Source organism: Leifsonia sp. P73 (genome assembly GCF_051059105.1).
In the GTDB taxonomy this organism is placed as follows: domain Bacteria; phylum Actinomycetota; class Actinomycetes; order Actinomycetales; family Microbacteriaceae; genus Leifsonia.
The window spans coordinates 4042608-4068736 of sequence record NZ_CP194931.1 but is presented as its reverse complement, the minus strand read 5'-3'; the positions used below and the strand labels follow the sequence as shown (position 1 = coordinate 4068736).

Sequence of the window (26129 nt, the reverse complement as noted above, 5' to 3'; positions counted from 1 at the left end):
AAGAATGGTCGGCATGTCGTCCGAGAACACCACCGCGCCCGCGCCCGCCACGGGCCCAGCCACAAGCGACTCCGCACCGCGCGCCACCGCGAACCGCTCCACCACCCCCGTATCGGAGAACTTCCGCGAATACATCGGCAGCAACTGGGCCGAGCGTCCGGAGATCGTCCCCGCCGCCCGCGCGCAGGCCGCCTACGCCGCCGCCCGCCGCGCCCGCGTCTCCGAGCTCTTCCCCGGGCAGCGGCTCATCATCCCGGCCGGGCGTCTCAAGCAGCGCTCCAACGACACCGACTACCCGTTCCGCGCGCACTCCGCGTTCACGCACCTGACCGGCTGGGGCTCCGACGCCGAGCCGGGCAGCGTGCTCGTGCTGGAGCCGCACGACGGCGGCCACGTCGCCACCCTCTACTTCCGCGAGCGCGCCGGCCGCGACTCCGACGAGTTCTACGCGAACCCGGAGATCGGCGAGTTCTGGATCGGGCCGCGACCGTCGCTCGCCCAGGTCGCCGGCGACCTCGCCCTCCCGACCCGCGGCATCGCCGAGGTGGAGGCCGTGCTCGACGCGGTCGATGGCGCCACCCTCGTGCTGCGCGGGGCGGACCCCGAGCTGACCGACCGCGTGGACGCCGCCCGCCTGATGCTCGCGGCCGAGGCCGGAGCCGAGGTCGGTGACACGGCGTTCGACCCGGAGGACCATGCTGAGGACGACCGCCTCGCCCGCGACCTCTCCGAGCTGCGCCTCGTCAAGGACGCCTACGAGGTCGCCGAGCTGCGCAGCGCGATCGCCGCGACCGCCGCCGGCTTCGACGACGTGGTCGCCGATCTTTCCCGCATCGTCTCCCACCCGCGCGGCGAGCGGATCGTGGAGGGCGTCTTCAACGCGCGCGCCCGGCTGGACGGCAACGCGGTCGGCTACGACACCATCGCCGCCAGCGGCCCGCACGCGTGCATCCTGCACTGGACCCGCAACGACGGCCCGGTCGTCCCCGGCGACCTGATCCTGATCGACGCGGGCGTGGAGGTCGACAGCCTCTACACCGCCGACATCACGCGCACCCTCCCGATCGACGGCGCCTTCACCGAGACCCAGCGGCTCGTCTACGAGACGGTGCGGGAGGCCGCGGACGCCGCGTTCGCGATCGTCCGCCCCGGCATCCGCTTCCGCGAGATCCACGCGGCCGCGATGGCCGTCATCGCGCGCCGCACCGCCGAATGGGGGCTGCTGCCGGTCTCCGCCGAGGAGGCGTTGGAGGCCGACAACCAGCACCACCGCCGCTACATGGTGCACGGCACCAGCCACCACCTGGGACTCGACGTGCACGACTGCGCGCAGGCCCGACGTGAGCTCTACCTCGACGGCGAGCTGGAGCCCGGCATGACCTTCACGATCGAGCCCGGCCTGTACTTCCAGCCGGACGACCTCACCGTGCCGGAGCGCTTCCGCGGCATCGGCGTGCGCATCGAGGACAACATCCTGGTCACGGCCGACGGTGCCGAGAACCTCTCGATCGCCCTCCCCGCACCGCGGACGACGTGGAGGCCTGGGTCCGCCGCCTGTCCTGACGCCGATATCCACCGCCGAGGGGCACGTCGTTGTCACTTTTCCGCGAGAAAAGTGACAACGACGTGCCCCTCGATCGGGTCAGACGGCGGGAGGCGCGGGGGCTGGTCGTCCGCGGGCGGCGCCGGCGGCGAAGGCTGCACGGGAGGCGCGGGCGGCGGGTCGGACGGGTGCGCGGGCGGAGCCCAGGCGCTCGGCGCGGCCTGGACGTCGGCCACGCCGCCGAGCAGGTTGCGCGCGCGATTGACGAGCTCCGCGTCCACCAGCACCGAGTAGCTGGTGGCGATCACCTGCATCACCGACGTGTAGTCGCGGCGGCGCCGGTTGATCGCGTACGACACGATGCCGAACAGCACCCCGAACCCGGCGCCGATGAGCACGGCCGCGATGACGAACGCGTAGCTGACGGTCGGAGAGAAGATGAGCAGCAGCAGCCCGAAGAAGATGCCCAGCCAGGCCCCGGAGGCCGCTCCGGCGAGCGCGACGCGCCCCCAGGTGAGCTTGCCGGTCACGCGCTCGACGCTCTTGAGGTCGCTGCCGACGATGGAGACCTTGTCGACGGGGAAGTCCGCGCGGGCCAGCACGTCGACCGCCTGCTGAGCGTCGACGTACGTCTCGTAGGTCGCCACGACCTCTCCCCGGGGCATGGTCGGGAAGAGCATCCGGTTGCGTCCGCCGAGCGGGCTGGGTGTGGTCATCCCGTCATTGTCCCATCCTCACCGTCCGCTCGGCTGCGAGGGCTTAAGTTATAAGACGTGAGCACCCGTATCTTCGTCGCCCGGTTGGCCGGCACCAGCGTGTTCGACCCGGTCGGCGACCGGGTCGGGAAGGTCCGCGACGTCCTGGTGGTGTACCGCAAGGACGATCCGCCCAGCGTGGTCGGCCTCATCGTGGAGATCCCGGGCAAGCGGCGCGTGTTCCTGTCGATCGGGCGCGTGACCAGCATCTCCACCGGCCAGATCATCACCAACGGGCTCATCAACGTCCGCCGGTTCGAGCAGCGCGGCGGGGAGGTCCGGGTCATCGCCGAGCTCCTCGGCCGCAAGGTCGTCTTCACCGACGGCACCGGCGAGGCGACCATCGAGGACGTCGCCATCCAGGAGTCCGCGACCGGCGAGTGGGCCGTCAGCCAGCTCTTCGTCCGGCGGCCGAAGTCGGGCGCGTCGCCGTTCGGCAAGGGCCAGACCACGTTCGCCGCCTGGAACGAGGTCCGCGAGAAGCAGGCCCGCGGCGAGGCGCAGTCCGCCGAGCAGCTCATCGCGGCGTACTCCGAGCTGAAGCCGGCCGACCTGGCGAACACGCTCCTCGACCTCCCGCAGCAGCGCATGCTCGAAGTCGCGGAGGAGCTCCCCGACGACCGGCTCGCCGACGTCCTGGAGGAGATGCCGGAGAGCGAGCAGGTGCAGATCCTCGCGAAGCTCGACGACGACCGCGCGGCCGACGTGCTCGACCAGATGCAGCCCGACGACGCCGCCGACCTCATCGCCCAGCTCTCCGAGGAGCGCGGCGAGCACCTCCTGGAGCTCATGGAGCCCGAGGAGGCCGACGACGTCCGCATGCTGCTGAGCTACGCGCCGGAGACGGCGGGCGGCCTGATGACGACCGAGCCGATCATCGTCTCGGCCGACGCCACGGTCGCCGAGGGCCTCGCCCTCATCCGCCGCCACGAGCTCGCCCCGGCGCTCGGCGCGGCCGTCTGCGTGACCCTGCCGCCGTACGAGGCGCCGACCGGGCGCTTCCTCGGCATCGTGCACTTCCAGCGGATGCTGCGCTACCCGCCGCACGTGCGCCTCGGCACCCTGCTCGACCCGAGCCTGGAGCCGGTCACCGCCGACACCTCCGCCGCCGAGGTGTCGCGCATCCTCGCCAGCTACAACCTCGTCTCCGTGCCCGTCGTGGACGAGAAGCACCGGCTCGTCGGGGTGGTGACCATCGACGATGTCCTCGACTACCTGCTCCCGGACGACTGGCGAAGTCAGGACGAGGACGAGCCCGTCAAGGCCCCGTCCGAGGAGACCGGCAGTATCCGCATCGTGAACGGAAGGAGGGGCGGAAATGGCACGAGTTAGGCAGGACACCAGCCTGGACGCCCCGAAGGGCCTCCGCACGTCGGTGATCCCCCGGCGCGACCCGCTGGAGCAGCGGGACACCTTCGGCCGGTTCACCGAGTGGATCGCGCGTGCGATGGGCACGCCGTGGTTCATTCTCGGGCTGACGGTCTTCGTCGCGGCGTGGATGCTGTGGAACACGCTCCTGCCGACCGCCTGGCGGTTCGACTCGGCGGCCCTCGGCTTCATCGCGCTGACCCTGGTGCTGTCGCTGCAGGCGTCGTATGCCGCTCCGCTGATCCTGTTGGCGCAGAACCGGCAGGACGACCGCGACCGCGTGCAGATCGAGCAGGACCGGCAGCGCGCCGAGCGCAACCTGGCCGACACCGAGTACCTGGCGCGCGAGGTCGTGGCCCTGCGCCTGGCGGTCAGGGACATGGCGACGAAGGACTTCATCCGCGCCGAGCTGCGCGCGCTCCTGGAGGACCTGGACAAGGGCGAGCCTGCCGAGAACGGACGTGCGCGTGCCTGAGGCCGGACCCTCCGGTGCGGGTGTCGCCGAGCTGGTCGAGCGCGCCCTCTCCGGCGTGCTCGACCCGGAGATCCGCAAGCCCGTGACCGAGCTGGACATGATCGGCGGTGTGACGGTCGACCCGGACGGGCACGCCACCGTGCGCGTGAAGCTGACGATCGTCGGGTGCCCGGCCGCGGACAAGATCGAGCGGGACGTCCGGGCCGCGACCGCGTCTGTGCCCGGCGTCAACGGCGTGACGGTCGACGTCTCGGTGATGACGCCCGCCGAGCGGGCGGCCCTCACGGAGAAGCTGCGCGGCGGACGCGCGGCGCGCGCTCAGCAGTTCGGGCCCGACTCGCTGACCCGCGTCTACGCGGTGACCAGCGGCAAGGGCGGGGTGGGCAAGTCCACTGTCACCGCCAACCTGGCTGTGGCGCTCGCCGAGCGCGGCCTCCGGGTCGGCCTGGTGGACGCGGACGTGCACGGCTTCTCGATCCCCGGGCTGCTCGGCCTGACCGACGCCGAGGGGGTCGCGGTGCGGCCGACGCGCGTGGACGACATGATCCTGCCGCCGGTCGCGTACGGCGTGAAGGTCATCTCGATCGGGATGTTCGTGGACTCCTCGTCGGCGGCGGTCGCCTGGCGCGGGCCGATGCTGCACCGGACGATCCAGCAGTTCCTGGGGGATGTGTTCTTCGGCGACCTGGACGTGCTGCTCCTCGACCTCCCGCCCGGCACCGGGGACGTCGCGATCTCGGTCGGCCAGCTCCTGCCGCAGGCGGAGGTGCTCGTGATCACCACACCGCAGCCGGCGGCGGCCGACGTCGCCGAGCGCAGCGGCGTCGTGGCGCGCCAGACCGGCCAGCGGATCGTGGGCGTCATCGAGAACATGGCCGGGCTCGTGCAGCCGGACGGCAGCGTGCTGGAGCTGTTCGGCTCCGGCGGCGGCGCGGAGGTCGCGCGGCGGCTCTCGGAGGGTCAGGACGTCCCGGTGCCGCTGCTCGCCAGCGTCCCGCTCAGCGTTCCGCTACGCACCGGAGGCGACACCGGAGCGCCGATCGTGGTCACCGACCCGCAGGACCCGGCCGCCGCCGCGATCCGCGCCGTCGCCGCCGGCCTCGCCGTACGCCCCCGCGACCTCCCGCGCCGCAAGCTCCCCCTGTCCACCCGTTAGACGGGTTCGGCCAGGCGGGCCAGGAGCTCGATGAGGAGGCGCTCGGTGAGGGGGCGTGGCAGCGCCTCGATCAGCGCCAGGAGCGGCGCCTGCTCGTCCGGGAGGCCGGGGGCGTCGCCCGCGATCCCGACGGCGCGCAGCACCCCGGCGGCCGTGTCCGAGTCGAGCGGCCGGTCGCCGAGCGGCGGCAGCGCGGACAGCGCGGCGGCGGCGTCCACGGGCGGCCTGCCGCGCACGTCGTCCGCGGAGGCCCGCAGCGCGGCCTCCAGCTCGTCCACGCGGTCCCGGGTGACCGGGGTGATCGTCAGGTGCGTCGTGGGCGGCAGCCGCGTCCCGTCCGGCTGTGTCAGCCCCGGCTGGAGCTGGAGGTGCCAGCCGCGCGTGCGCGCCCGGTCGGCCCAGTGATGCGGGTCGACCCTGCGGTCCTCCGGCACGGCGTCGTCGGTCGTGACCGCCAGCAGCGGCCCCGTCGGCTCCCCCACCACCCGCAACCCCTCGATGTCGCCCACGATGTCGGCGAGCGTGCGCGTCGCCCGCAGGCACGCCTCCGCGAGCGACGCGAAGCCGCGCGCCCCGAGCGCCTGGATGATCGCCCACGACGCCGCGAGTGCGCCGGCGGACTTGGAGCCGAGCAGCGTCGGGTTCACGACCGGGTAGCCCGGCCAGCCGGTCGTCGCGAAGTACTGCAGCCGCTGCCGGTCGCGCCCCCGCTGCAGCAGGACGCTCGCACCCTTCGGCGCGTAGCCGAACTTGTGGAGGTCGGCCGACAGGCTGGTGACCCCGGGCACGCGGAAGTCCCACGCGGGCAGCGCCGACCCGTCCGGCTCGCGCCAGAACGGCAGGATCCAGCCGCCGATGCACGCGTCGACGTGGAGGTCCACACCGGCCTCGTCGCACGCCCCCGCAACCTCCTCGACCGGGTCGAGCGACCCGTAGGGGTACGACGGCGCGGAGACGACCGCGAGCGCGACGTCCGGCCCCAGCCGTTCGGTCAGCCGCGCCGGGTCCAGCCGCCCGGTGTCCGCGTCGACCGGCACCAGGTCCAGCTCCAGCCCGAAGTACTCCGCCGCCTTGTGGAACGCCGCGTGCACCGTCACCGGCGCGACGATCCGCGGCACGCCGGATCCGCCGCGCGCCCGCCACGCCTCCCGCGCGGTCTTCACGGCCAGCAGGCAGGACTCGGTGCCGCCGGACGTCACCGACCCGACCACGTCGTCGCCGCCGTGCAGCAGCTCGCGCGCGAACCCGAGCACCTCGCGCTCCATCACCGCCACCGAGGTGAAGGTGGTCGGGTCGAGCCCGTTCACCGGCTGCACCATCCGCACCGCGGCGGCGGCCAGCTCGTCGAGCTCGGCGATCCCGGAGTCGTACACGTAGCTCAGCACGTGGCCGCCGTGCGTCGGCGCGTCCGCGGCACGCAGGGACGCGAGCCGGCTCAGGATGGCGTTCCGGTCAAACGAGGTCATCGACGTCTCCCTTCCGCAGCCGGTACCGCGCCAGCGGCGCCAGGCTCGCCGCGATGATCGCCGCGGGGATGAGGCTGAAGCTCAGCACGATCCCGACCACGGCCTCCGCGGGCTGCGTCGCACCCCCGGCCGCCGCGGCGTCCGACGCCGAGCGGGCGATGTACCCGGTCAGCGCGAGCACGATGGTGAGCACGGTCGCGCCGAGCGCCATCCCCGTCGTCTCGCCCGCGGTCCACATCCCGCCGAACGTCCCCGCACGGCCGGGACCGTTGCGGCGCGCGTCGTGCGAGATGACATCCGGCAGCATCGCCATCGGCAGCGACTGCATACCCGCGTAGGCGGCGCCCGCGACCGCGACAGGCAGGTACACCCACGCCCCGGGGAACCAGACCAGCAGCACCATCGACAGCGCCGCCGCCCCGAACAGCACGCTCGCCGCCCGGAAGCCGCGCTCCTTGCCGATCCGCCGCGCCACGACGCCCCACAGCGGCGTCACGACCAGCGCAGGGCCGATCAGCGCGATGAACAGGAACGTCACCGCGTCCTCCGAGTGCAGCACCCAGGTCGCGACGTAGTTCGCGCCGGCGAGCATCATCCCGGTCGCCAGCCCCTGCAGCAGGAACGTCAGCAGCAGCGCCCGGAACGGCTGGCTGTCGCGCAGGGCGCCGATCCCCGCCGCGTAGTTCGTGCGCAGCGTCGTGAGCACGCCCTCCCGCGGCGGCAGCACCTCCGCGGGCAGCTGCCGCGGCGCGACGAACGCGGACACGAGCATGCCGCCGCCGATGACGACGCCCGCGACGAGCGCCATCAGGAAGTAGCCGGCGAAGTCGTTCCCGCCGCCGAGCGACCGCAGCGCGGGGCCGCCGGCGCCGAACAGCAGGATCGCGAAGGTCAGCACCACCACGCGCCAGGTCAGCAGCCGGGTGCGCTCGTCGTAGCCGGAGGCCAGCTCGGCCGGGAGGGCGATGTACGGCACCTGGAACAGGCTGAACGCGGTCGCTGTCAGCAGGAACGCCACGAACACCCACACGGCCGCGGGGACGGCGGCGGTGCCGGCCGGGACGGCGAAGGTGAGCAGGAAGAACACCGGCAGCGCCACCGCACCGAGCACCATCATCGGCCGCCTCGACCCGTGCGCGGCCAGCATCCGGTCGCTGCGGGCGCCGATCACCGGATCGATGATCACGTCCCACACCTTGGCGACCGTGACGACGAGCCCGGCGGCGAGGGCGGCCACGCCCAGGCTGTCGGTGAGGTAGTACACGAGGACCAGCCCGGGGAGCGTCGCGAAGCCTCCGGTGCCGAGCGAGCCGACGGCGTAACGGGCGACAGTCGCCCGGGTCAGCGACTGCTGCGTTGCGATCATTCCCGCATCGTAGGGGATGCGGGGCTGCATCGGGGCGCGGCGCGTCAGCGACGCGCGGCCGATCCTGTACGAGCGCTCAGGTCGACTCGGGGTCGAACGGCGGCACCGTCCCCGGCGCGAGGCTCGCGCGCTGGCCCGATCCCGACTGGCCCAGTGCAGACGGGGTCACCGGCTTGATCGCGGAGGGCGCCGGAGTGTCGTCCAGCAGCGCCTCACGGATGATGCGGCGCGGGTCGTACTGACGCGGGTCGAGCTTCTTCCAGTCGACGTCGTCGAACTCCGGCCCCATCTCCTCTTTCATGCGGTCCTTGGCGCCGTCGGCGAAGTCGCGCACCGTGCGCACGAACTGCCGGAGCTTGCCCGCGTAGAGCGGAAGCCGTTCCGGCCCGATGAGGAACGCGGCGATCACAGCCACGATGAGTAGCTTCTCGAAGGTCAGGCCGAACACACATGAAGAGTATCGCGCGCGGCTGCACGAATGCTGGATCGGCTGGGCCTATTCTGGACCGAGGCCACCGACGGGAGACACGTGTCTGACAAAGACTCCAACTGGAGATTCGCCGACGACGTCATCGTCGAGAGCGAGGTGATCGCCCGCGCCCGCCAGCAGTCCCTGGAGCTCGGCGTCGACCCGATCGCGCCGAGCACGGGCGCGCAGGCGGCCGTCGTGGTCGCCGCGACCAAGGCGGAGAACATCGTGGAGATCGGCACCGGCGTCGGCGTGTCGGGGCTCTGGCTGCTGCACGGCGGCCCGGAGGCCCAGCTCACCAGCATCGACGTCGAGGTCGACCACCAGCAGCACGCGCGCACGTTCTTCACCGAGGCGGGCATCGCGGCCAACCGCGTCCGGCTCATCACCGGGCACGCGCTGGACGTCCTCCCCCGGATGAACGAGAACTCCTACGACATCGTCTTCATCGACGCCGACCCGCAGTCGGTGATCGAGTACGTCGAGCACGGCCTCCGGCTGGTGCGTCCGGGCGGGACCGTCCTCGTCGCCCGTGCGCTCTGGCGCGGTCGGGTCGCCGACCCCGCGGCGCGCGACCCGCTGTCGACCGGCTTCCGCACGCTCATCACCGAGACGGCGGCCTCCGGTGCCGTGATCAGCGCGCTGTCGCCGGCGGGCGACGGGCTGCTGCAGATCACCAAGCTGACGCCCTAGAACACCCGGCAACGAGGAAGGGGCCCCGATCGCTCGGGGCCCCTTCTCGGGTATCTCGTTCAGTCGGGTACGTCGTCAGGATGCGCTCACGACGCTCGCGAGAGCGTCGTGAAGCTCCTTGGCCTCCGCATCGTTGACGGAGACGACCAGACGTCCCCCACCTTCGAGCGGTACCCGCACGATGATGAGCCGTCCCTCCTTCACAGCCTCCATTGGCCCGTCCCCGGTCCTCGGCTTCATGGCCGCCATGCAGCTCCCCTTTCGTGGATGTCGTGTCCATTATCCGTCATCCACGGCTGACGGGGAAATCGCCGGTCTACCCCGCGCGCAATGGGCCGCGGGCGACACGCCGCCACGGGTGCCGGATCACGGCGGCGACCAGTCGGCCCCGTCCACACCCCAGCAGATCGCGATCCAGCCGACCTGCAGCGCCACGAACAGCACGACCATCCCGACCCGGTACACCCGGCTTCTCGGCATGGCGACGACGCCCAGCAGCGGGAACAGCGGCATGAGCAGGCGGAACGTGCTCGACTGCGGGAAGAACACCGCGAACAGGTAGAGCGAATAGGCCGCGATCCAGAACCGGAGGTCGACGCCGAGCCGGCGCACCGCGGGCGAGAACAGCAGCACAGCGTAGACGGCGACGAGCAGCAGGAGCGCGATCACGCCGATCCAGCCCGGCACGCCCAGCATCACGCTCGCCCACCAGTTCGCACCCTGGAACCACGGCGTGAACGGCACGAGGTGCGTGTAGCCGATGTAGGGCGCGCGCCAGGCGAGCTCGGTGTCGGTGTAGGCGGTCCACGATCCGGTGGCGACCGCGGCGATGGCCGGCCAGGCGATCCCGCCCACGGCGCTGAACACGGCGAGCGACACGCTCAGCACGCGCTGCCGCACCGGGAACGGGTCCTCGCGCCTGTGCAGCCAGCGGTGGACGACGTGGAGGCCGACCGCCAGCGCGAAGGCCAGTCCGCTCGGCCGCGTGAACGCCATCGCGAGCACCACGGGGAAGAGCCAGCCGTACCTCCGCTCGACCAGGAGCAGCAGCGCGGCGGCGAGCAGCAGCAGGTAGAGCGACTCGGCGTAGGCGAGCTGGAACAGCGGCGAGACCGGCGAGAAGCACAACAGCACCACCGCGAACATGCTCGTGGACGCGCCCAGGCCCACGCGCAGCATCAGCCGGTAGAACACCAGCGCGGCCCCGGCCGCGCACGCCACGGACACCAGCACAGCGGCGGGCGCCCACGGCAGCCGGGTGAGGAACATCACCGCGTTCACGACCCCCGGGTAGCCGGGCAGGAACGCCCAGGCGTTCTCGGTCACATGGAGGCCGTCGCTCGACGGCAGCGACGCCGGGTAGCCGCTGACCGCGACGATGTTGTACCAGAGGCCGTCCCAGATCGTCGCGAACGAGAAGTAGTCGGGGTGCGCGCCGGTCCACGGGTTCCTGCCCTGGTTGGCGGCGAAGATCAGCAGGATGACGGTGGTGACCGCCCGGCTGGCGAGGAAGACGCCGAGGACGCGCACCCACCAGCGCGACCACCAGGGGCCGCCCGGCGTCAGCGCCGCCTCCCGGGCCTCAGCGGGCGCCGGGACCGCTGAGCCAGGCACGGAGACCAGCCTCCACCGCGACGATCTGCTCGACATCGACGCGCTCGTCGTCGGCGTGCGCCTTCAGCGGGTCGCCAGGGCCGTAGTTGACCGCGGGGATGCCGAGCGCGCTGAACCGGGCGACGTCGGTCCAGCCGTACTTGGGCTTGGCGACGCCGCCGACCGCGGCGACGAACTCCTGCGCGAGCGGGGCGTCCAGTCCCGGGCGGGCGCCGTCGGCGCGGTCCACCACGGTGATCTCGTAGCCGTCGAACAGCTCGTGCATGTAGGCGATGGCCTCCTCCGAGCTGCGGGAGGGGGCGAACCGGTAGTTGACGTGCACCATCGCCTCGTCGGGGATGATGTTGCCTGCGACGCCGCCCGAGACACCCACCGCGTTCAGGCCCTCGCGGTACACCAGGCCGTCGACCTCCACCTCGCGGGCGGTGTAGCCGGCCAGCAGGTCGAGGACGGGCGCGATCTTGTGGATGGCGTTCTCGCCGACCCAGCCGCGGGCCGAGTGCGCGCGGAGGCCGTACGCCCGGACCTCGACGCGGAGGTTGCCGTTGCAGCCGCCCTCCACGACGCCGTTGCTCGGCTCGCCCAGGATGGCGAAGTCCCCGACGAACAGATCCGGCCGGTTGCGGGCGAGGCGGCCGAGGCCGTTCAGCTCGGCGTTGACCTCCTCGTGGTCGTACCACATCCAGGTCACGTCGATCGCGGGGTCGGTGAGCTCGGCGGCGAGCTTGAGCTGCACCGCGACGCCGGCCTTCATGTCGACCGTGCCGCGGCCCCAGAGATAGCGGACCCCGCCGTCCACCTCGAACCGGGTGGGGAGGTTGTCGTTGAGCGGCACGGTGTCGATGTGGCCGGCGATCAGCGCACGGCGCTCGCGTCCCAGGTTCGTGCGCGCGACGACGGTGTCGCCGTCGCGGATGATCTCGAGGTGCGGCAGCGGGGACAGCGCCTCCACGATCGCGTCGGCGAGCGTTCGCTCGTTCCCGGACACCGACTCGATGTCGCAGATCTGCCGGGTGAGGTCGATGGACGTGGCGCTGAGGTCGAGAGGCACGCTACTAATCTAGGGGCATGCCTTCCGACTTTCCTGACGAGTCCGCCGCCCGTTCCGCCTGGGGGTACGGGCTGGCCACGATCGCCGGCGACGGCACCGTGCTCGACACCTGGTTCCCCGAGCCGCGCCTGGGCCGCCTCCCGGCCGGACGCGAACGCTGGATCGCCCCTGCCGAGTTCGAGGAGCTCGCCGGCGAGGACCCGCGCCGCAACGTCCGCATCGACATCGTGACGGTGGAGATCGACGTCGAGGCCGCCCCGGCCTCCACGCCGGACGCCTACCTGCGCCTGCACCTGCTGTCCCACCTGCTCGCGCGCCCCAACACGGTGAACCTCGACGGGATCTTCGCGCACCTCCCGATCGTCGCGTGGACCAACGCCGGGCCGGTCCTCCCGGCCGACCTGGACCGCCTGCGGCCGACGCTGCAGCGTGCGGGCATCCACGTGACCGGCATCGACAAGTTCCCGCGCCTGCTCGACTACGTGACGCCCGACCGGGTGCGCATCGCGGACGCCTCCCGCGTGCGCCTCGGCGCCCACCTCGCGCCCGGGACCACCGTCATGCACGAGGGCTTCGTCAACTTCAACGCGGGCACGCTCGGCTCCTCGATGGTGGAGGGCCGCATCTCGCAGGGCGTGGTGGTCGGCGACGGCTCCGACATCGGCGGCGGCGCCTCGATCATGGGCACCCTCTCCGGCGGCGGCACCCAGCGCGTCGCGATCGGCCAGCGCGCGCTGCTCGGCGCGAACTCCGGCATCGGCATCTCGATCGGCGACGACACCGTGGTGGAGGCCGGGCTCTACGTCACCGCCGGCACGAAGGTGGTCGTGGTCGACAGCCCCGCCACCGCGGACGGCCGGCCGCAGACCGTCAAAGCCGTCGAGCTCTCCGGCGTCCCCGGCCTGCTCTTCCGCCGCAACTCCCTCACCGGCGCCGTGGAGGTCCTCCGCCGCTCCGGCACCGGCGTCGAACTCAACCCCACCCTCCACGCCTGACCCCCTCCATCAATTCCGGACTTGTGTACGCGACACGCCGTGTGTGCGCGTACACAAGTCCGGAAGAGATTGCTGGCTAGACGAGGGTGAGGACGGAGGCGGGGTCGGCCAGGATGCGGCCGATGTCGGCGAGGAAGCGGGAGCCCTGCTCGCCGTCCACGATCCGGTGGTCGAAGGTCAGCGCGAGCGTGAGCACGTCGCGCAGGGCGATCTCGCCGCGGTGCTCCCACGGCTGACGCCGCACGGCTCCGACGGCCAGGATCGCGGCCTCCCCCGGCGTCAGGATCGGCGTGCCCGCGTCGACGCCGAACACGCCCACGTTGGTGATCGTGATCGTGCCGCCGGTCAGCGCGGACGGCGGCGTCTTGCCCGAGCGAGCGGTCACCGCGAGCTCGCGGATCGCACCGGACAGCTCGGCCAGCGAGTGGCCGTCGGCGTCGCGGATGACCGGCACCAGCAGTCCGCGCGGGGTCGCCGCCGCGATGCCGAGGTTGATCGCGCGGGTCTGCACGATCTCCTGAGCCGCCTCGTCCCACCTGGAGTTGACCTCCGGCGTGCGCCGCGCCGCCAGGCACAGCGCCTTCGCGACGACGGCGAGGAGGCCGGGACGGGCGTCGGCGAGGTCGGGCCGGGCGCGCAGGCGCTCGATCAGCTCGCTCGTCGGCGTGACGTCGACCGTGAGGAACACCGTCGCCTGCGGAGCACCGAACGCGCTGCGCACCATCGCGTCGGCGGTCGCCTTGCGGACGCCCTTGATCGGGATGCGGAGCTCGCCGGGTGCGGCCTCGGCGGTCGCCTGCGGCGCTGACGGCCGAGTGGCGTACGCGTCGAGGTCGGCGCGCGTCACCAGCCCGCGGTCGCCGGTGCCGGTGACGGCGGCGAGGTCGATGCCGCGTTCCCTGGCCAGCTTGCGGACGGGCGGGGTCGCGCGCGGGCGCTCGCGCACCGCGGTGTCGGTCCCGGGAGCCGCGGGCCGTGCAGGCGGTGCGGCGGCAGGCGGTGCGACGACCGGCGCTGCGGCGACAGCCGCCGACGCCGCCGGCTGCGACGCCAGCCCCGGACGGGCACGCCGAGCGGGCCTCCCCGTGGCATCCGGTCGCGCGCCGTAACCCACGAGCACCGGCTCCCTGACCGGCGCGTCACCCGACGGCGCGTCCTCGGTCGGTTCAGCCACCGGCACCACCGGCTCTGAGCCGCCCGCGCCCTCCACCTCGAACGCCAGCAGCGGCTCCCCCACCGCCACCGTCACGCCGGGCTCGACGTACAGCCGGGACACCGTCCCCGCGTACGGGGCGGGCAGCTCGACCAGCGCCTTGGCGGTCTCCACCTCGGCGATGATCTGGTTGAGATGCACGGTGTCCCCCACCGCGACGTGCCAGCTCACCAGTTCCGACTCGGTGAGTCCCTCGCCCAGGTCCGGGAGCGCGAACTCCTTGACCGCCATCAGTCCTCCACTCCGCTCAGCGAGTTCGGGCGGTCCATGGCGCGGTCGATGCCGTCCAGGATGCGGTCGAGGTCGGGCAGGTGCGCGGCCTCCAGCTTCGCGGGCGGGTACGGGATGTCGTGGCCGGTGACGCGCACCGGCGCGTGCTCCAGGTGGTAGAAGCAGCGCTCAGTGATGGAGGCGGAGATCTCCGCGCCGAGACCGCCGGACAGCGCGGCCTCGTGCGTGACGACCAGGCGGCCGGTCTTGCGCACCGACGCCGCCACGGTGTCGAGGTCGAGCGGCGACAGCGAGCGGAGGTCGATGACCTCCACCGAGACGCCCTCGTCCTCCGCCGCGAGGGCCGCGTCCGCGGCCAGCTGCACCAGGCCGCCGTAGGTCACCAGCGTGACATCGCCGCCCTGGGTGAGCACGCGCGCGGTTCCCATCGGACGGGCGTCCTGGAGCGCGGCCTCCTCGTCCACCTCGCCCTTGGCGTGGTAGCGGCGCTTGGGCTCGAAGAACAGCACCGGGTCGTCGGAGGCGATCGCCTGGCGGATGAGCGTGTAGGCGTCCTGCGGGGTCGACGGGCTGACGACCCGCAGGCCGGCGGCGTGCGCGAAGTAGGCCTCCGGCGAGTCGGAGTGGTGCTCCGCGGCGCCGATGCCGCCCGCGAACGGGACGCGGATCGTGATCGGCATCCGCACGGCGCCGGCTGTGCGGTAGTGCATGCGCGCCACCTGGCTGACGATCTGGTCGAACGCCGGGTAGATGAAGCCGTCGAACTGGATCTCCACCACGGGACGCAGCCCGCGGTACGCCATCCCGACGGCGGTGCCCAGGATGCCGGACTCGGCCAGCGGCGAGTCCATGACGCGGCGCGGGCCGAACTCGGTCTGGAGGCCGTCCGTCACGCGGAACACACCGCCGAGGGTGCCGATGTCCTCGCCCATGAGCACGACCCTGTCGTCCTCGGCGAGCGAACGGCGGAGGCCGGCGTTGATGGCCTTGGCCATGGTCAGTGCGGTCATCGGTCACCGCCTACGAACGTGCGCAGGTAGCGCGAGTAGTGGTCCCGCTCCCGGGCGAGGCCGGTGTGCGGCTCGGCGTACACGTTGTCGAACACGGTCATCGGGTCCGGGTCCTGCAGCGCGACGACGCCCTGGCGCATCTCGGCGGCGACGTGGTCGGCGTGCTCCTGGATGGCGGTCAGCCGCTCCGGGGTCAGCAGGCCCTCGGACGCGAGGTACGCCTCCACGCGCGCGATCGGGTCTTTGGAGCGCCACTCGTCCACCTCGGCCGGGTCGCGGTAGCGGCTCGGGTCGTCGGCGGTGGTGTGCGGGCCCATCCGGTAGGTGACGGCCTCGATGAAGGTCGGTCCGCCTCCGCTGCGGGCGCGGTCGAGGGCCGAACGGGTCACGGCCATGACCGCGAGGACGTCGTTGCCGTCCACGCGGACGCTCGGCACGCCGAAGCCGGGGGCGCGCTCGGCGATCGGGCGCTGCGCCTGGAGCCCGACCGGCTCGGAGATCGCGTACTGGTTGTTCTGGCAGAAGAAGATGACCGGCGCCGCGTAGGTCGCGGCGAAGATCAGCGCCTCGTTGACGTCGCCCTCGGAGGTCGCGCCGTCGCCGAAGTAGGCGACCGCCGCCGCGTCGGTGCCGTCGGCCTGGATGCCGATGGCGTAGCCGGTGGCGTGCAGTGTCTGGGCGCCGATGATGACCTGCGGCGTCGCCATGTTGATGTCGTAGGGGTTCCAGCCGGACTGGGTGGTGCCGCGCCACACGCGCAGCAGATCGACGAGGCCGGCGCCGCGGCAGTAGGCCACGCCGTGCTCGCGGTAGCTGGAGAAGACGAAGTCGTCGCGGCGCAGCGCGCGGCCGGAGCCGATCTGTGACGCCTCCTGACCGAGCAGCGGAGGCCAGAGGCCCAGCTCGCCCTGACGCTGCAGGGCGGTCGCCTCGGAGTCGATGCGGCGGATGACGACCATGTCCTCGTAGAGATCGAGGAGCTGCTCGGCGCCGATGTCGGAGACCCAGGCGTCGAAGCGGACGTCGCTGAGGCGCCCGCCTTCAGGAGTCAGCAGCCGGACCGTGTCGGCGCCGGCCGGAAGGTGGACGTCGTCCAGTCGGGTGTCGGGTTGATTGTCGATCGTCACGGTTCACGCAACCTTCACTCTCGCGTCCGGCCGCCCGCTTGTGGCAGGCATGACCGGCTTCCGGCCTCCTTGCCGGAATTACTCGAAAGGCTACGCGCCATGATCAGCGCGCACAACTGACGGCGTGTCGACCGTGCAGAGTGCACTGTCGCGGGTCGCGTCGAGATGCTAGTTTTCACACTATGCGCACGTTCGACAGCACCGACAGACGCATCCTCGTCGCCCTCGCCGACGACCCGCGATCGACCAACGTCTCCCTCGCCGACCGGCTCGGCCTGAGTCGCAACACGGTGCAGGCGCGGGTGGCCGAGCTGGAACGGAACGGCGCCTTCCTGTCGTTCGAGCGGCGCATCTCGCCGACCGCCGCCGGGTATCCGCTGGCGGCCTTCGTGACGGTGCACGTGCAGCAGCAGAAGCTGGCCGCGATCGTGGAGCATCTGGCCGGCATCCCGGAGATCGTGCAGGCGCACGGCCTGTCCGGGCCGTCCGACCTGCTGCTGCGCGTCGTGTGCACCGACGCCGAGGATCTCTTCCGCATCACCGGCGCCATCCAGTCCACCGACGGCGTCGAGCGCGCCGAGACCTCCCTCGACATGGGCGAGCTCATCCCCTACCGCCTGCGCCCCCTCCTCACCCGCGGCGCCTAAGCACCCACCGCAACCATCTCTTCCGGAGTTGTGCACGCCCTGCATCGGCGTGTCGCGTACATAAGTCCGGAAGAGATTGCTGGGGGTGCCGGGGACGGCGAAGGCCGCGCCGACGGAGTCGGCGCGGCCTTCGTGTAGGGCGGGAGCTCAGCCCTCGACGGGCTCCACGGCGCCCTCGGCGGGGGCCGCAGGGCCCTCGGAGGCGGCGTCGCGGCCCTGGGTGTCCGCGTCCTCCGCGAGCACCGGGGCGAGCGACAGCTTGCCGCGGTCGTCGATCTTGGTGATCTCCACCAGGATCTTCTGACCGACGCCGAGGACGTCCTCGACGTTCTCGACGCGCTTGCCGCCGGCGAGCTTGCGCACCTCGGAGATGTGCAGCAGGCCGTCCTTGCCCGGGAGCAGCGAGATGAACGCGCCGAACGCGGCGATCTTGACGACGGTTCCGAGGAACTGCTCGCCGACCTCCGGGTTCGTCGGGTTCGCGATCGCGTTGACCTGGGCGCGGGCCGCCTCGGCCGACGGGCCGTCGGTGGCGCCGATGTAGACGGTGCCGTCCTCCTCGATGGAGATCTCGGCGCCGGTCTCGTCCTGGATCGCGTTGATCGTCTTGCCCTTCGGGCCGATCAGCTCGCCGATCTTGTCGACCGGGATCTGGACCGAGATCACGCGCGGCGCGGTCGGGGCCATCTCGTCCGGGGCGTCGATCGCGGCGTTCAGCACGCTGAGGATGGTCGTGCGAGCATCCTTGGCCTGCTTGAGCGCGCCCGCCAGCACCGACGACGGGATGCCGTCGAGCTTGGTGTCGAGCTGGATCGCGGTGACGAACTCGCTGGTTCCGGCGACCTTGAAGTCCATGTCGCCGAGCGCGTCCTCCGCGCCCAGGATGTCGGTGAGCGCCGCGTAGCGGGTCTCGCCGTCGACGACGTCGGAGATCAGGCCCATCGCGATGCCGGCGACCGGGGCGCGCAGCGGCACACCGGCGTTCAGCAGCGACAGGGTGGACGCGCAGACCGAGCCCATCGAGGTCGAGCCGTTGGAGCTCAGCGCCTCGGAGACCTGACGGATCGCGTACGGGAACTCCTCGCGGGTCGGCAGCACCGGCACGAGCGCGCGCTCGGCCAGGAAGCCGTGCCCGATCTCGCGACGCTTCGGCGACCCGACGCGGCCGGTCTCACCGGTCGAGTAGGGCGGGAAGTTGTAGTGGTGCAGGTACCGCTTCTTGGTGACAGGCGACAGCGAGTCGATCTGCTGCTCCATCTTGAGCATGTTCAGCGTGGTGACGCCCAGGATCTGGGTCTCGCCGCGCTGGAAGATCGCCGAGCCGTGGACGCGCGGGATGACCTGCACCTCGGCGTCGAGCGGACGGATGTCGGTCAGGCCACGGCCGTCGATGCGGATGCCCTCGCGCAGCACGCGGCCGCGCATGACCACCTTGGACACCGACTTGTACGCCGCGGAGAGCTGCGTGAGCACCTCCGCGTCGAGCACGCCGGCCTCCACCTTCTCGGTGAGGGCGACCTTGACGCGCTCCTTGAGGGCGTCGTCGGCGTTCTGGCGCTCGACCTTGTCGGCGATCTGGTAGACGTTCACCAGCTCGTCGTAGGCGAGGCCCGCGACGTTGTCGTAGGTCTCCTTCGAGTAGGGCAGGAACACCGGGTAGTCGGCGATCGCCTTCGCGGACTGCGAGGCGAGCACCGTCTGCGCGGCGACCAGCTCGCGGATGAACGGCTTGGCGGCCTCCAGACCCTGGGCGACGACCTCCTCGCTCGGCTTGACGGCGCCGCCCTGGATGAGGTTCCAGCTGCCCTCGGTGGCCTCCGCCTCGACCATCATGATCGCGACGTCGCCCTCGGTGCCGTCCTCATTGGTGAGGACGCGGCCGGCGACGACGAGGTCGAAGACGGCCTCCTCGAGCTGCGAGGCCTTCGGGAAGGCGATCCACTGGTCTTCGTGCTGGCCGTTGCCGGGGATGAGCGCGAGGCGCACGCCGGCGATCGGGCCGGAGAACGGCAGACCGGAGATCTGGGTCGAGGCGCTGGCCGCGTTGATGGCCAGGGCGTCGTAGAACTCGTCCGGGGCGATGCTCAGGACGGTGATGACGATCTGGACCTCGTTGCGGAGGCCGTCGACGAACGACGGGCGCAGCGGGCGGTCGATCAGGCGGCAGACGAGGATCGCCTCGGTGGAGGGGCGGCCCTCACGACGGAAGAACGAGCCGGGGATCTTGCCGGCGGCGTACGAGCGCTCCTCGACGTCGACGGTCAGCGGGAAGAAGTCGAAGTTGTCCTTCGGGTGCTTGCTGGCGCTCGTCGCGCTCAGCAGCATGGTCTCCTCGTCGAGGTAGGCGGCGACAGCGCCCTGCGCCTGCTGGGCGAGGCGTCCGGTCTCGAACCGGACGGTGCGGGTGCCGAAGCGTCCATTGTCGAGGACTGCTTCGGCGAACTTGATTTCGGGACCTTCCAAGAGGTCTTTCTCCTTTGTTTAACGTCGCAGCCCCGTCTGGGCGCGACTCCACAATGGAGCGAGCAGGCAGTTCGACACGTCTTATCGTGTACGCGGCATCCCATGCGGGTGCGTGGGCTGAGCCCGTCTGGCCATCAGTAGAAATACACGGTTACGTCGTGGCGACGCATCCGGATACCACCACCGAGGACCAGCTCCTGCCAGCCTGCTCCAGTGATCGGCATTCGGCCGACCAGGAGAATCCTATCAGTCGTGATGCTCGGGAGGCCGGATTCGGCGGGATCGGAGCGCGAGCGTCGCCCGCGCGGCGTCGGCCAGGGCGACGCCGTAGGACGGCCCGTGCCCGGCGGCGTGCACGGCGAGCGGGTGGAGCTGGTGCAGCGGGACGCGCTCCCGCCAGCCCGCGCTCAGCGGCCGGGCGGCGTCGTACCCGGCGAGGATGTCGTCCAGGTGCGGCGCGCCGAACAGGGCGAGCATGGCCAGGTCGGTCTCCCGGTGGCCGCCGTGCGCCGCGGGGTCGATGAGGACGGCGCCGCCCGGCGACCAGAGCACGTTGCCCGTCCAGAGGTCGCCGTGGAGGCGCGCGGGCGGCTCGCCGTCGTCGAAGTCGCCGGCCTCCACGCGGGCGAGGGCGGCCTCCACCACCTCCCGCTGCTGCGCGGTCAGGTTGCCGGCCGCCTCTGCCGGATCGAGGTAGGGCCGGACGCGGTCGCGGGCGTAGAAGCGGCCCCAGCTCGTCTCGTGCGCCACCGGGAGCGGCCGTCGGCCGATGAAGAGGGGGCCGTCCCAGCCGTCCGGCGGGGCGCCGAAGGCGGCGGCGCCGGCGGAGTGCGTCACGGCGAGCGCGGCGCCGAACGCGCGCGCGGCGGAGCGGTCGGGGCGGGCCCCGGCCACCTCCTCCAGCTCGATGCGCCCGGGCGACGCGCCCACCACCCGCACGACGCGGGCGCCGCCGTCGCGCTCGGCCTCGGCGAGCCAGCGCAGGCCGGCGGCCTCCGCCTCGAAGAACGCGGCGGGCGCGTCGGGGCGTTCCTTCACGATCGTGCGCACGTGATCCACCGTACTCAGCCGCCGCACCGCGTACGATGCTGCGCATGGACGACGCCGTCGACGCTCTGGAGGGCACCCTCCATCCCGGGCTGCGCCCCGTGGTGGACGCCTCCTGGCGTCGTGCCGAGCAGGCGCACCTCGACCCCGCCGTCGCCGCACCGGTCGTCCTCGACGGCCCGGGGCTGGAGGACGCCAGGCGGTCGCATCCCATCGCCGCGGCCCTCCCGGTGATCCGGCAGCTCCTGGTGCGCGACGCCGAGCCGGACAGCCGCGTGGTCGTGGCGGTCGGCGACGCGCGCGGGAGGCTGCTCTGGGTGGAGGGCGACCCGGTGCTGCGCCGGCGCGCGGAGTCGATGCTGTTCGTCCCGGGGGCCGCGTGGGCGGAGGGCGACGTCGGCACCTCCGCACCGGGGACGGCGCTCGCGATCGGCGGCGGCGTGCAGATCCGCGGGGCCGAGCACTTCGCCCAGGAGGTGAAGCCGTGGAGCTGCACCGCTGTGCCGGTGCGCGACCCGGAGTCCGGCGACATCATCGGCGTGATCGATGTGACGGGCGGCGACCAGGTGGCGGAGCCGCACGTGCTGCCGCTGCTGGAGGCGACGGCGGCCGCGGTGGAGCGGGAGCTGCTGATCGCGCGCCTGCGGGACGCGCGGGCGCCAGGAGGCCCGCGCCGCGAGCGGCCCCGGCCGGCCATCGCGGCGCTGCGCGTGCTCGGTCGCGACACCGGGGAGCTCGCCGGCGCCGACGGCCGCGCCGGGACCCTGAGCGCGCGGCACAGCGAGCTGCTCACCCTGCTGGCCTGGCATCGCGACGGGCTGTCGGCCGAGCGCCTGGCCGAGCTGGTCTACGGCGACCCGGCCTCCACCGTCACCCTCCGCGCGGAGATCGTCCGGCTGCGGAAGGCCATCGCCGCGATCGCGCCGGAGCTCGGCCCGCTGGCCCGGCCGTACCGGCTGGCGGCGCCGCTGGAGACGGATCTCGGCGCAGTGGTCGACCTCCAGCGCCGCGGCGCTCACCGGGCGGCGATCGCGTCGTACGGCGGCGGGCCGCTGCCCGGCTCGGCCGCGCCCGGCATCGAGGAACTGCGCGAGGACGTCATCGCCCGGCTCCGGGAGGCCCTGCTCGAGTCGGGCTCGGCCGACCTCCTGATCGCGTGGGGCGAGACCGAGCGCGGCTCCGCCGACGAGGACATCTGGCGTGCGGCACTGCAGGCGCTGCCGCCGCACTCGCCGCGCCGCGCCCAGGTGGTCGCGCGGCTGCTCGCGCTGGAGTCCTGACCGCGCAACGGGATGCAACCTCCCGCTGCGTAACCTCCGGGACCAGAGGCGTGCGATGGGCGCACGCGACAGTCAAGGGAGACTCGCATGACTCTGAGCCCGGAACAGACCGACGGCGTGGCGGAGGCCGTCACGACCGAGAAGCCGAGCGTCTACGCCCAGCCCGGAACCGCCGGCTCCGTGGTGGGCTACGCGACGCGCTACGACCACTTCATCGGCGGCCGGTACGTCGCCCCGGCGAGCGGGCAGTACTTCGAGGACATCACCCCGGTCACCGGACGGCCGTTCACCGAGATCGCGCGCGGCACCGCCGCCGACGTCGACCGCGCTGTCGACGCGGCGTGGGCGGCGTTCCCCGACTGGAGCCGGACTTCCGTCGCCGAGCGCGCGCTGCTCCTGACGCGCATCGCCGACCGCATGGAGGCCAACCTCGAACTGCTCGCCGTCGCCGAGACCTGGGAGAACGGCAAGCCCGTGCGCGAGACGCTTGCCGCCGACATCCCGCTCGCGATCGACCACTTCCGCTACTTCGCCGGCGCGATCCGGGCGCAGGAGGGCGGCATCAGCCAGCTCGACAACGACACGGTCGCGTACCACTTCCACGAGCCGCTCGGTGTCGTCGGGCAGATCATCCCGTGGAACTTCCCCATCCTGATGGCGACGTGGAAGCTGGCGCCCGCCCTCGCGGCGGGAAACTGCGTCGTGCTCAAGCCCGCGGAGCAGACGCCGGCGTCCATCCACGTCTGGCTCGACCTGATCCGCGACCTGCTGCCGGACGGCGTGCTCAACATCGTCAACGGCTTCGGCTTCGAGGCCGGGGCGCCGCTCGCCTCGCACCCACGGATCCGCAAGGTCGCCTTCACCGGCGAGACGACGACCGGCCGGCTCATCATGCAGTACGCCAGCGAGAACCTGATCCCGGTGACGCTGGAGCTCGGTGGCAAGAGCCCGAACATCTTCTTCGAGGACGTCGCGGCGCAGAAGGACTCCTTCTACGACAAGGCGCTGGAGGGCTTCTCCTTCTTCGCGCTCAACCAGGGCGAGGTGTGCACCTGCCCGTCCCGTGCGCTGGTGCAGAAGTCGATCTACGACGGCTTCGTGGCCGACGGCCTGGAGCGGGTGAAGCGCATCACCCAGGGCAACCCGCTCGACGTCTCCACGATGATCGGCGCGCAGGCCTCCAACGACCAGTTGGAGAAGATCCTCTCGTACATGGACATCGGCCGGCAGGAGGGCGCGAAGCTGCTGACCGGCGGCGAGCGCGCCGACCTCGGCGGCGACCTGGCGGGCGGCTTCTACGTGCAGCCGACGGTGTTCGAGGGCGTCAACTCGATGCGGATCTTCCAGGAGGAGATCTTCGGGCCGGTGCTCGCGCTGACCAGCTTCAGCGACTTCGACGACGCGATCGGCACCGCGAACGACACCCTGTACGGCCTCGGCGCAGGCGTCTGGAGCCGCGACGGCTCGCAGCTCTACCGGGCCGGTCGCGCGATCGAGGCCGGCCGGGTCTGGTCGAACACCTACCACCAGTACCCGGCGCACGCGGCGTTCGGCGGCTACAAGCAGTCGGGCATCGGCCGGGAGAACCACCGGATGATGCTGGACCACTACCAGCAGACCAAGAACCTGCTGGTGTCGTACGCCGACGGCCCGATGGGGTTCTTCTAGGCCGATGGAGACCGTCGCCTCACGCGTGGACCTCACGCCGGCCGCCGCGGCGATGCTGCGGCGGCTGGCGGCGAGCCACGGCCCGCTCATGTTCCACCAGTCCGGCGGCTGCTGCGACGGCTCGTCGCCGATGTGCTACCCGGTCGGCATGTTCCGGGTCGGCGCGTCGGACGTGCTGCTCGGCGCGCTGGAGGTCGACGGGATCGACCCGGTGCGCGTGTTCATGTCGGCCTCCCAGTTCGAGTACTGGAAGTACACGCATCTCACCATCGACCTCGTGGACGGGCGCGGCAGCGGGTTCTCGGTGGAGGCGCCGGAAGGCAAGCGCTTCCTGATCCGCTCGCGGATGCTCGACGAGGCGGAGCTGGCGGCGTTCGGGCTGGGCTGACGGCCCGTCACAGACTGCGGGAGGGCGTCGCATCGGGGCGCGACCGGCGCCCTCCCGCGAACACCGCCACGATCCCGATGCCGATCAGCGTCCCGAGCGTGTTGGCGAGCAGGTCGCGCGCGTCGCTGACCCGGGCGGGCAGGAAGAGCTGCACGAACTCGATCGTCAGCGTCATCGCGACGCCGAGCGCGAACGCCAGCCACCACCGTCCGCGGCCCAGCCGCACCGCGAACAGGACGCCCACCGGCACGAACAGCAGGACGTTCGCGGTGAACTCCACCACGTCGAAGTCGATCCAGGCGAGCAGGGTCGTGGAGGCGAACGTCGCCAGCAGCCCCTCCAGCAGGGTGTTGCGGTGCGGGTCGGCCGGGAACGGGTCGAGCGTTATCCACGCCACCACCAGGAGGTAGGCGGCGGTGAGGATGAACAGGACCCGGCGGAGCATCCTCCTATGCTTGCGCACATGAGCATCGCCTTCCGCATCCCGATGTCCGGGCGCTCGACCGATGAGGAGCATCGCGTCTCCAGCCCGCTCGAGCTGCTCTTCGATCTGACGTTCGTCGTCGCGGTCGCCCAGGTGTCGGCGCAGCTCGCGCACGCGGGCGAGCAGGGACACGCGCTGACGAGCCTCGGGCCCTATCTGATGGTGTTCTTCGCCATCTGGTGGGCCTGGATGAACTTCACCTGGTTCGCCTCCGCGTACGACACCGACGACGTGCCGTACCGGCTGATGACGATGCTGCAGATGGGCGGCGTGCTGGTGCTGGCGGCGGGTGTGCCTGCGGCCTTCGAGCGTCAGGAGTTCACCGCCATAATCATCGGCTACGTCATCATGCGGCTCGCGATGGTGGGCCAGTGGGTCCGCGCGGCGATCGAGCATCCGGACGGGCGGGCGACCGCCACCCGGTACGCGATCGGGATCGCGGCGGTGCAGGTGCTCTGGGTCGCCTGGGGGTTCCTGCCGGTCGAGTTGAAGCTGTGGACGTTCCTGCTCGCGGCGTTGCTGGAGCTGCTGGTGCCGGTGTGGGCGGAGCGGCCCGGGATGACCTCCTGGCATCCGCACCACATCGCCGAGCGGTACGGGCTGTTCACGATCATCGTGCTCGGTGAGTCGGTGTCGGCCTCCGCGATCGGGGTGCAGAGCTCGCTCGCCGCGCACGGCGTCTCCCCCGCGCTGGTCGTCATCGCGGCGGCCGGGCTGGTGCTGCTCTTCGCGCTCTGGTGGCTGTACTTCCTGGAGCCCGCGGCGGAGGGCCTGGCGTCGAAGCGTGAGCGGTCGTTCTTCTGGGGCTACGGCCACTACTTCGTGTTCGCGTCGCTCGCCGCGCTCGGGGCCGGGCTGGAGGTCGCGGTCCAGCGCGGAGCGGCGCACGCCGAGGTGTCGGACACGGCGGTCGAGTACGCGATCGCGGTCCCGGTGGCGGTGTTCCTGCTGATGCTCTACGTGCTGCACGCTCCGCTGGTGCCGGAGGTCGTCATCCGTCCGCTGAAGACGGGGATCGCGATCCTGCTGGTGCTGCTGGCGCCGCTGGTGTCGCCGTGGATCGGGCTCACGGGCGTGGTGATCGTGGTCGCGATCGCCGCGGCCGGGCTGGTCGCGGCGACGCTCATCGACCGCGCGCTGGCAGCGCGCCGCGCCTGAATCCGCGCCACATTCGTGCCGAATGTCGCGTTTGGCGGGCGCAAACTCGACATTCGGCACGAATGCGGAACGGGCCGCCACCCGGAGGTGACGGCCCGTTCGCAAGAAGATCGCGTTGTCGATCGACGTCCTGACTTATCGACGCAGACCGAGGCGCTCGATGAGCGCACGGTAGCGGTTGATGTCGATGTCCGACAGGTAGCCGAGCAGGCGGCGACGCTGACCGACCAGGAGGAGCAGGCCACGACGCGAGTGGTGGTCGTGCTTGTGCTCCTTGAGGTGCTCGGTGAGGTCCTTGATCCGCTTGGTCAGGATGGCGACCTGAACCTCGGGGGATCCGGTGTCACCGGGGTGGGTCGCGTACTCGTCGATGATCGCCTTCTTGGTCTCTGCATCCAGTGCCATAGAGGGGATCCCCTTTCTCTCGTTGCGCGGTGCCCGGGGCCGAATGCCTGGGCTCTC

24 protein-coding genes and 1 pseudogene are annotated in these 26129 nt (G+C 71.9%); 11 read left to right on the top strand and 14 right to left on the bottom strand.

Annotated features, from left to right (window positions below; translation table 11 throughout):
* Positions 1–13 precede the first annotated feature (13 nt).
* Positions 14–1563, top strand: a pseudogene (locus ACQ86L_RS20900) (aminopeptidase P family protein).
* Positions 1564–1596: 33 nt separating this feature from the next.
* On the opposite strand, the gene ACQ86L_RS20895 reads toward ACQ86L_RS20900, so the two are convergent.
* Entirely contained in the window at positions 1597–2259 is a 663-nt protein-coding gene (locus ACQ86L_RS20895) for a general stress protein (protein ID WP_434317092.1), read from the bottom strand.
* Between the two features lie 57 nt (positions 2260–2316).
* Here ACQ86L_RS20895 and ACQ86L_RS20890 point away from each other — a divergent pair, with 57 nt between their 5' ends.
* From ACQ86L_RS20890 to ACQ86L_RS20880, 3 genes are read left to right on the top strand one after another with little or no spacing between them, the layout of a single operon-like run.
* Complete coding sequence (locus ACQ86L_RS20890; RefSeq protein WP_434317091.1) at positions 2317–3630, top strand: magnesium transporter MgtE N-terminal domain-containing protein; 1314 nt, start codon at positions 2317–2319, stop codon at positions 3628–3630.
* The gene (locus tag ACQ86L_RS20885) at positions 3617–4141 is read left to right on the top strand and encodes a DUF1003 domain-containing protein (RefSeq protein WP_345836341.1); all 525 of its coding nucleotides are present in this window, start codon (positions 3617–3619) and stop codon (positions 4139–4141) included. Before ACQ86L_RS20890 ends, ACQ86L_RS20885 begins: the two co-directional genes overlap by 14 nt.
* Positions 4134–5297: an Mrp/NBP35 family ATP-binding protein gene (locus ACQ86L_RS20880; protein WP_434317090.1), complete on the top strand. Its 1164-nt coding sequence runs from the start codon at positions 4134–4136 to the stop codon at positions 5295–5297. Before ACQ86L_RS20885 ends, ACQ86L_RS20880 begins: the two co-directional genes overlap by 8 nt.
* Here ACQ86L_RS20880 and ACQ86L_RS20875 read toward each other — a convergent pair.
* From ACQ86L_RS20875 to ACQ86L_RS20865, 3 genes are all read right to left on the bottom strand, one after another.
* Positions 5294–6763 (bottom strand): pyridoxal phosphate-dependent decarboxylase family protein, encoded by a 1470-nt coding sequence (locus ACQ86L_RS20875; protein WP_434317089.1) that lies wholly within the window; start codon positions 6761–6763, stop codon positions 5294–5296. The two genes, ACQ86L_RS20880 and ACQ86L_RS20875, sit on opposite strands and share 4 nt — an antisense overlap.
* Positions 6750–8129, bottom strand: coding sequence for an MFS transporter (locus tag ACQ86L_RS20870; protein ID WP_434317088.1), 1380 nt, complete (start codon positions 8127–8129; stop codon positions 6750–6752). Before ACQ86L_RS20870 ends, ACQ86L_RS20875 begins: the two co-directional genes overlap by 14 nt.
* Positions 8130–8205: 76 nt before the next feature.
* Positions 8206–8577 carry a Sec-independent protein translocase TatB gene (locus ACQ86L_RS20865; protein WP_434317087.1) on the bottom strand — a complete coding sequence of 124 codons (372 nt, stop codon included), beginning with the start codon at positions 8575–8577 and terminating at the stop codon, positions 8206–8208.
* A gap of 81 nt (positions 8578–8658) precedes the next feature.
* Here ACQ86L_RS20865 and ACQ86L_RS20860 point away from each other — a divergent pair, with 81 nt between their 5' ends.
* Positions 8659–9291 (top strand): O-methyltransferase, encoded by a 633-nt coding sequence (locus ACQ86L_RS20860; RefSeq protein ID WP_434317086.1) that lies wholly within the window; start codon positions 8659–8661, stop codon positions 9289–9291.
* A 75-nt stretch (positions 9292–9366) separates the two neighbouring features.
* On the opposite strand, the gene ACQ86L_RS20855 is transcribed toward ACQ86L_RS20860, so the two are convergent.
* The 3 genes from ACQ86L_RS20855 to dapE all read right to left on the bottom strand — a co-directional run bounded on the left by ACQ86L_RS20855 (position 9367) and on the right by dapE (position 11956).
* Positions 9367–9540 (bottom strand): DUF3117 domain-containing protein, encoded by a 174-nt coding sequence (locus ACQ86L_RS20855; protein WP_021764147.1) that lies wholly within the window; start codon positions 9538–9540, stop codon positions 9367–9369.
* A 117-nt stretch (positions 9541–9657) separates the two neighbouring features.
* Positions 9658–10905 carry a hypothetical protein gene (locus ACQ86L_RS20850; RefSeq protein WP_434317085.1) on the bottom strand — a complete coding sequence of 416 codons (1248 nt, stop codon included), beginning with the start codon at positions 10903–10905 and terminating at the stop codon, positions 9658–9660.
* Positions 10874–11956, bottom strand: coding sequence for a succinyl-diaminopimelate desuccinylase (gene dapE, locus ACQ86L_RS20845; RefSeq protein WP_434317084.1), 1083 nt, complete (start codon positions 11954–11956; stop codon positions 10874–10876). Before dapE ends, ACQ86L_RS20850 begins: the two co-directional genes overlap by 32 nt.
* A gap of 17 nt (positions 11957–11973) precedes the next feature.
* Between dapE and dapD the strand changes: the two genes are divergently transcribed.
* Positions 11974–12951, top strand: coding sequence for a 2,3,4,5-tetrahydropyridine-2,6-dicarboxylate N-succinyltransferase (gene dapD, locus ACQ86L_RS20840; protein ID WP_434317083.1), 978 nt, complete (start codon positions 11974–11976; stop codon positions 12949–12951).
* Between the two features lie 76 nt (positions 12952–13027).
* Here dapD and ACQ86L_RS20835 read toward each other — a convergent pair whose 3' ends face one another.
* The 3 genes from ACQ86L_RS20835 to pdhA are packed head-to-tail and all read right to left on the bottom strand — an operon-like array spanning position 13028 to position 16526.
* A complete protein-coding gene (locus tag ACQ86L_RS20835) occupies positions 13028–14395 on the bottom strand; it encodes a dihydrolipoamide acetyltransferase family protein (protein ID WP_434317082.1) in 1368 nt (455 codons plus the stop codon).
* Positions 14395–15405, bottom strand: coding sequence for an alpha-ketoacid dehydrogenase subunit beta (locus ACQ86L_RS20830; protein ID WP_434317081.1), 1011 nt, complete (start codon positions 15403–15405; stop codon positions 14395–14397). The genes ACQ86L_RS20835 and ACQ86L_RS20830 overlap by 1 nt, the downstream gene beginning before the upstream one ends.
* Positions 15402–16526, bottom strand: coding sequence for a pyruvate dehydrogenase (acetyl-transferring) E1 component subunit alpha (pdhA, locus tag ACQ86L_RS20825; RefSeq protein ID WP_434318941.1), 1125 nt, complete (start codon positions 16524–16526; stop codon positions 15402–15404). Before pdhA ends, ACQ86L_RS20830 begins: the two co-directional genes overlap by 4 nt.
* 188 nt (positions 16527–16714) lie before the next feature.
* On the opposite strand from pdhA, the gene ACQ86L_RS20820 reads away from it, so the two are divergent.
* Positions 16715–17179, top strand: coding sequence for an Lrp/AsnC family transcriptional regulator (locus ACQ86L_RS20820; RefSeq protein WP_434317080.1), 465 nt, complete (start codon positions 16715–16717; stop codon positions 17177–17179).
* 147 nt (positions 17180–17326) lie between these two features.
* On the opposite strand, the gene ACQ86L_RS20815 is transcribed toward ACQ86L_RS20820, so the two are convergent.
* Positions 17327–19642 carry a polyribonucleotide nucleotidyltransferase gene (locus ACQ86L_RS20815; RefSeq protein WP_434317079.1) on the bottom strand — a complete coding sequence of 772 codons (2316 nt, stop codon included), beginning with the start codon at positions 19640–19642 and terminating at the stop codon, positions 17327–17329.
* 246 nt (positions 19643–19888) lie between these two features.
* Complete coding sequence (locus ACQ86L_RS20810; protein ID WP_434318940.1) at positions 19889–20683, bottom strand: fructosamine kinase family protein; 795 nt, start codon at positions 20681–20683, stop codon at positions 19889–19891.
* A 53-nt stretch (positions 20684–20736) separates the two neighbouring features.
* Between ACQ86L_RS20810 and ACQ86L_RS20805 the strand changes: the two genes are divergently transcribed.
* The 3 genes from ACQ86L_RS20805 (at position 20737) to ACQ86L_RS20795 (ending at position 24025) form a co-directional block, all read left to right on the top strand.
* A complete protein-coding gene (locus ACQ86L_RS20805) occupies positions 20737–21969 on the top strand; it encodes a GAF domain-containing protein (protein ID WP_434317078.1) in 1233 nt (410 codons plus the stop codon).
* 87 nt (positions 21970–22056) lie between these two features.
* Positions 22057–23637 (top strand): acetaldehyde dehydrogenase ExaC, encoded by a 1581-nt coding sequence (gene exaC / locus ACQ86L_RS20800; protein WP_434317077.1) that lies wholly within the window; start codon positions 22057–22059, stop codon positions 23635–23637.
* A gap of 4 nt (positions 23638–23641) precedes the next feature.
* Positions 23642–24025, top strand: coding sequence for a DUF779 domain-containing protein (locus ACQ86L_RS20795; RefSeq protein ID WP_434317076.1), 384 nt, complete (start codon positions 23642–23644; stop codon positions 24023–24025).
* A gap of 7 nt (positions 24026–24032) precedes the next feature.
* On the opposite strand, the gene ACQ86L_RS20790 is transcribed toward ACQ86L_RS20795, so the two are convergent.
* Positions 24033–24470, bottom strand: a complete 438-nt coding sequence (locus ACQ86L_RS20790) for a VanZ family protein (RefSeq protein ID WP_434317075.1) — start codon at positions 24468–24470, stop codon at positions 24033–24035.
* 18 nt (positions 24471–24488) lie between these two features.
* Between ACQ86L_RS20790 and ACQ86L_RS20785 the strand changes: the two genes are divergently transcribed.
* Complete coding sequence (locus tag ACQ86L_RS20785; protein ID WP_434317074.1) at positions 24489–25667, top strand: low temperature requirement protein A; 1179 nt, start codon at positions 24489–24491, stop codon at positions 25665–25667.
* Positions 25668–25802: 135 nt separating this feature from the next.
* On the opposite strand, the gene rpsO is transcribed toward ACQ86L_RS20785, so the two are convergent.
* Positions 25803–26072, bottom strand: a complete 270-nt coding sequence (gene rpsO, locus ACQ86L_RS20780) for a 30S ribosomal protein S15 (RefSeq protein WP_055919394.1) — start codon at positions 26070–26072, stop codon at positions 25803–25805.
* Positions 26073–26129: the final 57 nt, after the last annotated feature.

Bases quoted from the DNA above. Each gene is read 5' to 3' on its own strand.
- ACQ86L_RS20895 (WP_434317092.1), bottom strand. From the start codon at position 2,259: ATGACCACACCCAGCCCGCTCGGCGGACGCAACCGGATGCTCTTCCCG.
- ACQ86L_RS20885 (WP_345836341.1), top strand. From the start codon at position 3,617: ATGGCACGAGTTAGGCAGGACACCAGCCTGGACGCCCCGAAGGGCCTC.
- ACQ86L_RS20875 (WP_434317089.1), bottom strand. From the start codon at position 6,763: ATGACCTCGTTTGACCGGAACGCCATCCTGAGCCGGCTCGCGTCCCTG.
- ACQ86L_RS20870 (WP_434317088.1), bottom strand. From the start codon at position 8,129: ATGATCGCAACGCAGCAGTCGCTGACCCGGGCGACTGTCGCCCGTTAC.
- ACQ86L_RS20855 (WP_021764147.1), bottom strand. From the start codon at position 9,540: ATGGCGGCCATGAAGCCGAGGACCGGGGACGGGCCAATGGAGGCTGTG.
- dapD (WP_434317083.1), top strand. From the start codon at position 11,974: ATGCCTTCCGACTTTCCTGACGAGTCCGCCGCCCGTTCCGCCTGGGGG.
- ACQ86L_RS20835 (WP_434317082.1), bottom strand. From the start codon at position 14,395: ATGGCGGTCAAGGAGTTCGCGCTCCCGGACCTGGGCGAGGGACTCACC.
- ACQ86L_RS20830 (WP_434317081.1), bottom strand. From the start codon at position 15,405: ATGACCGCACTGACCATGGCCAAGGCCATCAACGCCGGCCTCCGCCGT.
- ACQ86L_RS20820 (WP_434317080.1), top strand. From the start codon at position 16,715: ATGCGCACGTTCGACAGCACCGACAGACGCATCCTCGTCGCCCTCGCC.
- ACQ86L_RS20805 (WP_434317078.1), top strand. From the start codon at position 20,737: ATGGACGACGCCGTCGACGCTCTGGAGGGCACCCTCCATCCCGGGCTG.
- exaC (WP_434317077.1), top strand. From the start codon at position 22,057: ATGACTCTGAGCCCGGAACAGACCGACGGCGTGGCGGAGGCCGTCACG.
- ACQ86L_RS20795 (WP_434317076.1), top strand. From the start codon at position 23,642: ATGGAGACCGTCGCCTCACGCGTGGACCTCACGCCGGCCGCCGCGGCG.
- ACQ86L_RS20790 (WP_434317075.1), bottom strand. From the start codon at position 24,470: ATGCTCCGCCGGGTCCTGTTCATCCTCACCGCCGCCTACCTCCTGGTG.
- ACQ86L_RS20785 (WP_434317074.1), top strand. From the start codon at position 24,489: ATGAGCATCGCCTTCCGCATCCCGATGTCCGGGCGCTCGACCGATGAG.
- rpsO (WP_055919394.1), bottom strand. From the start codon at position 26,072: ATGGCACTGGATGCAGAGACCAAGAAGGCGATCATCGACGAGTACGCG.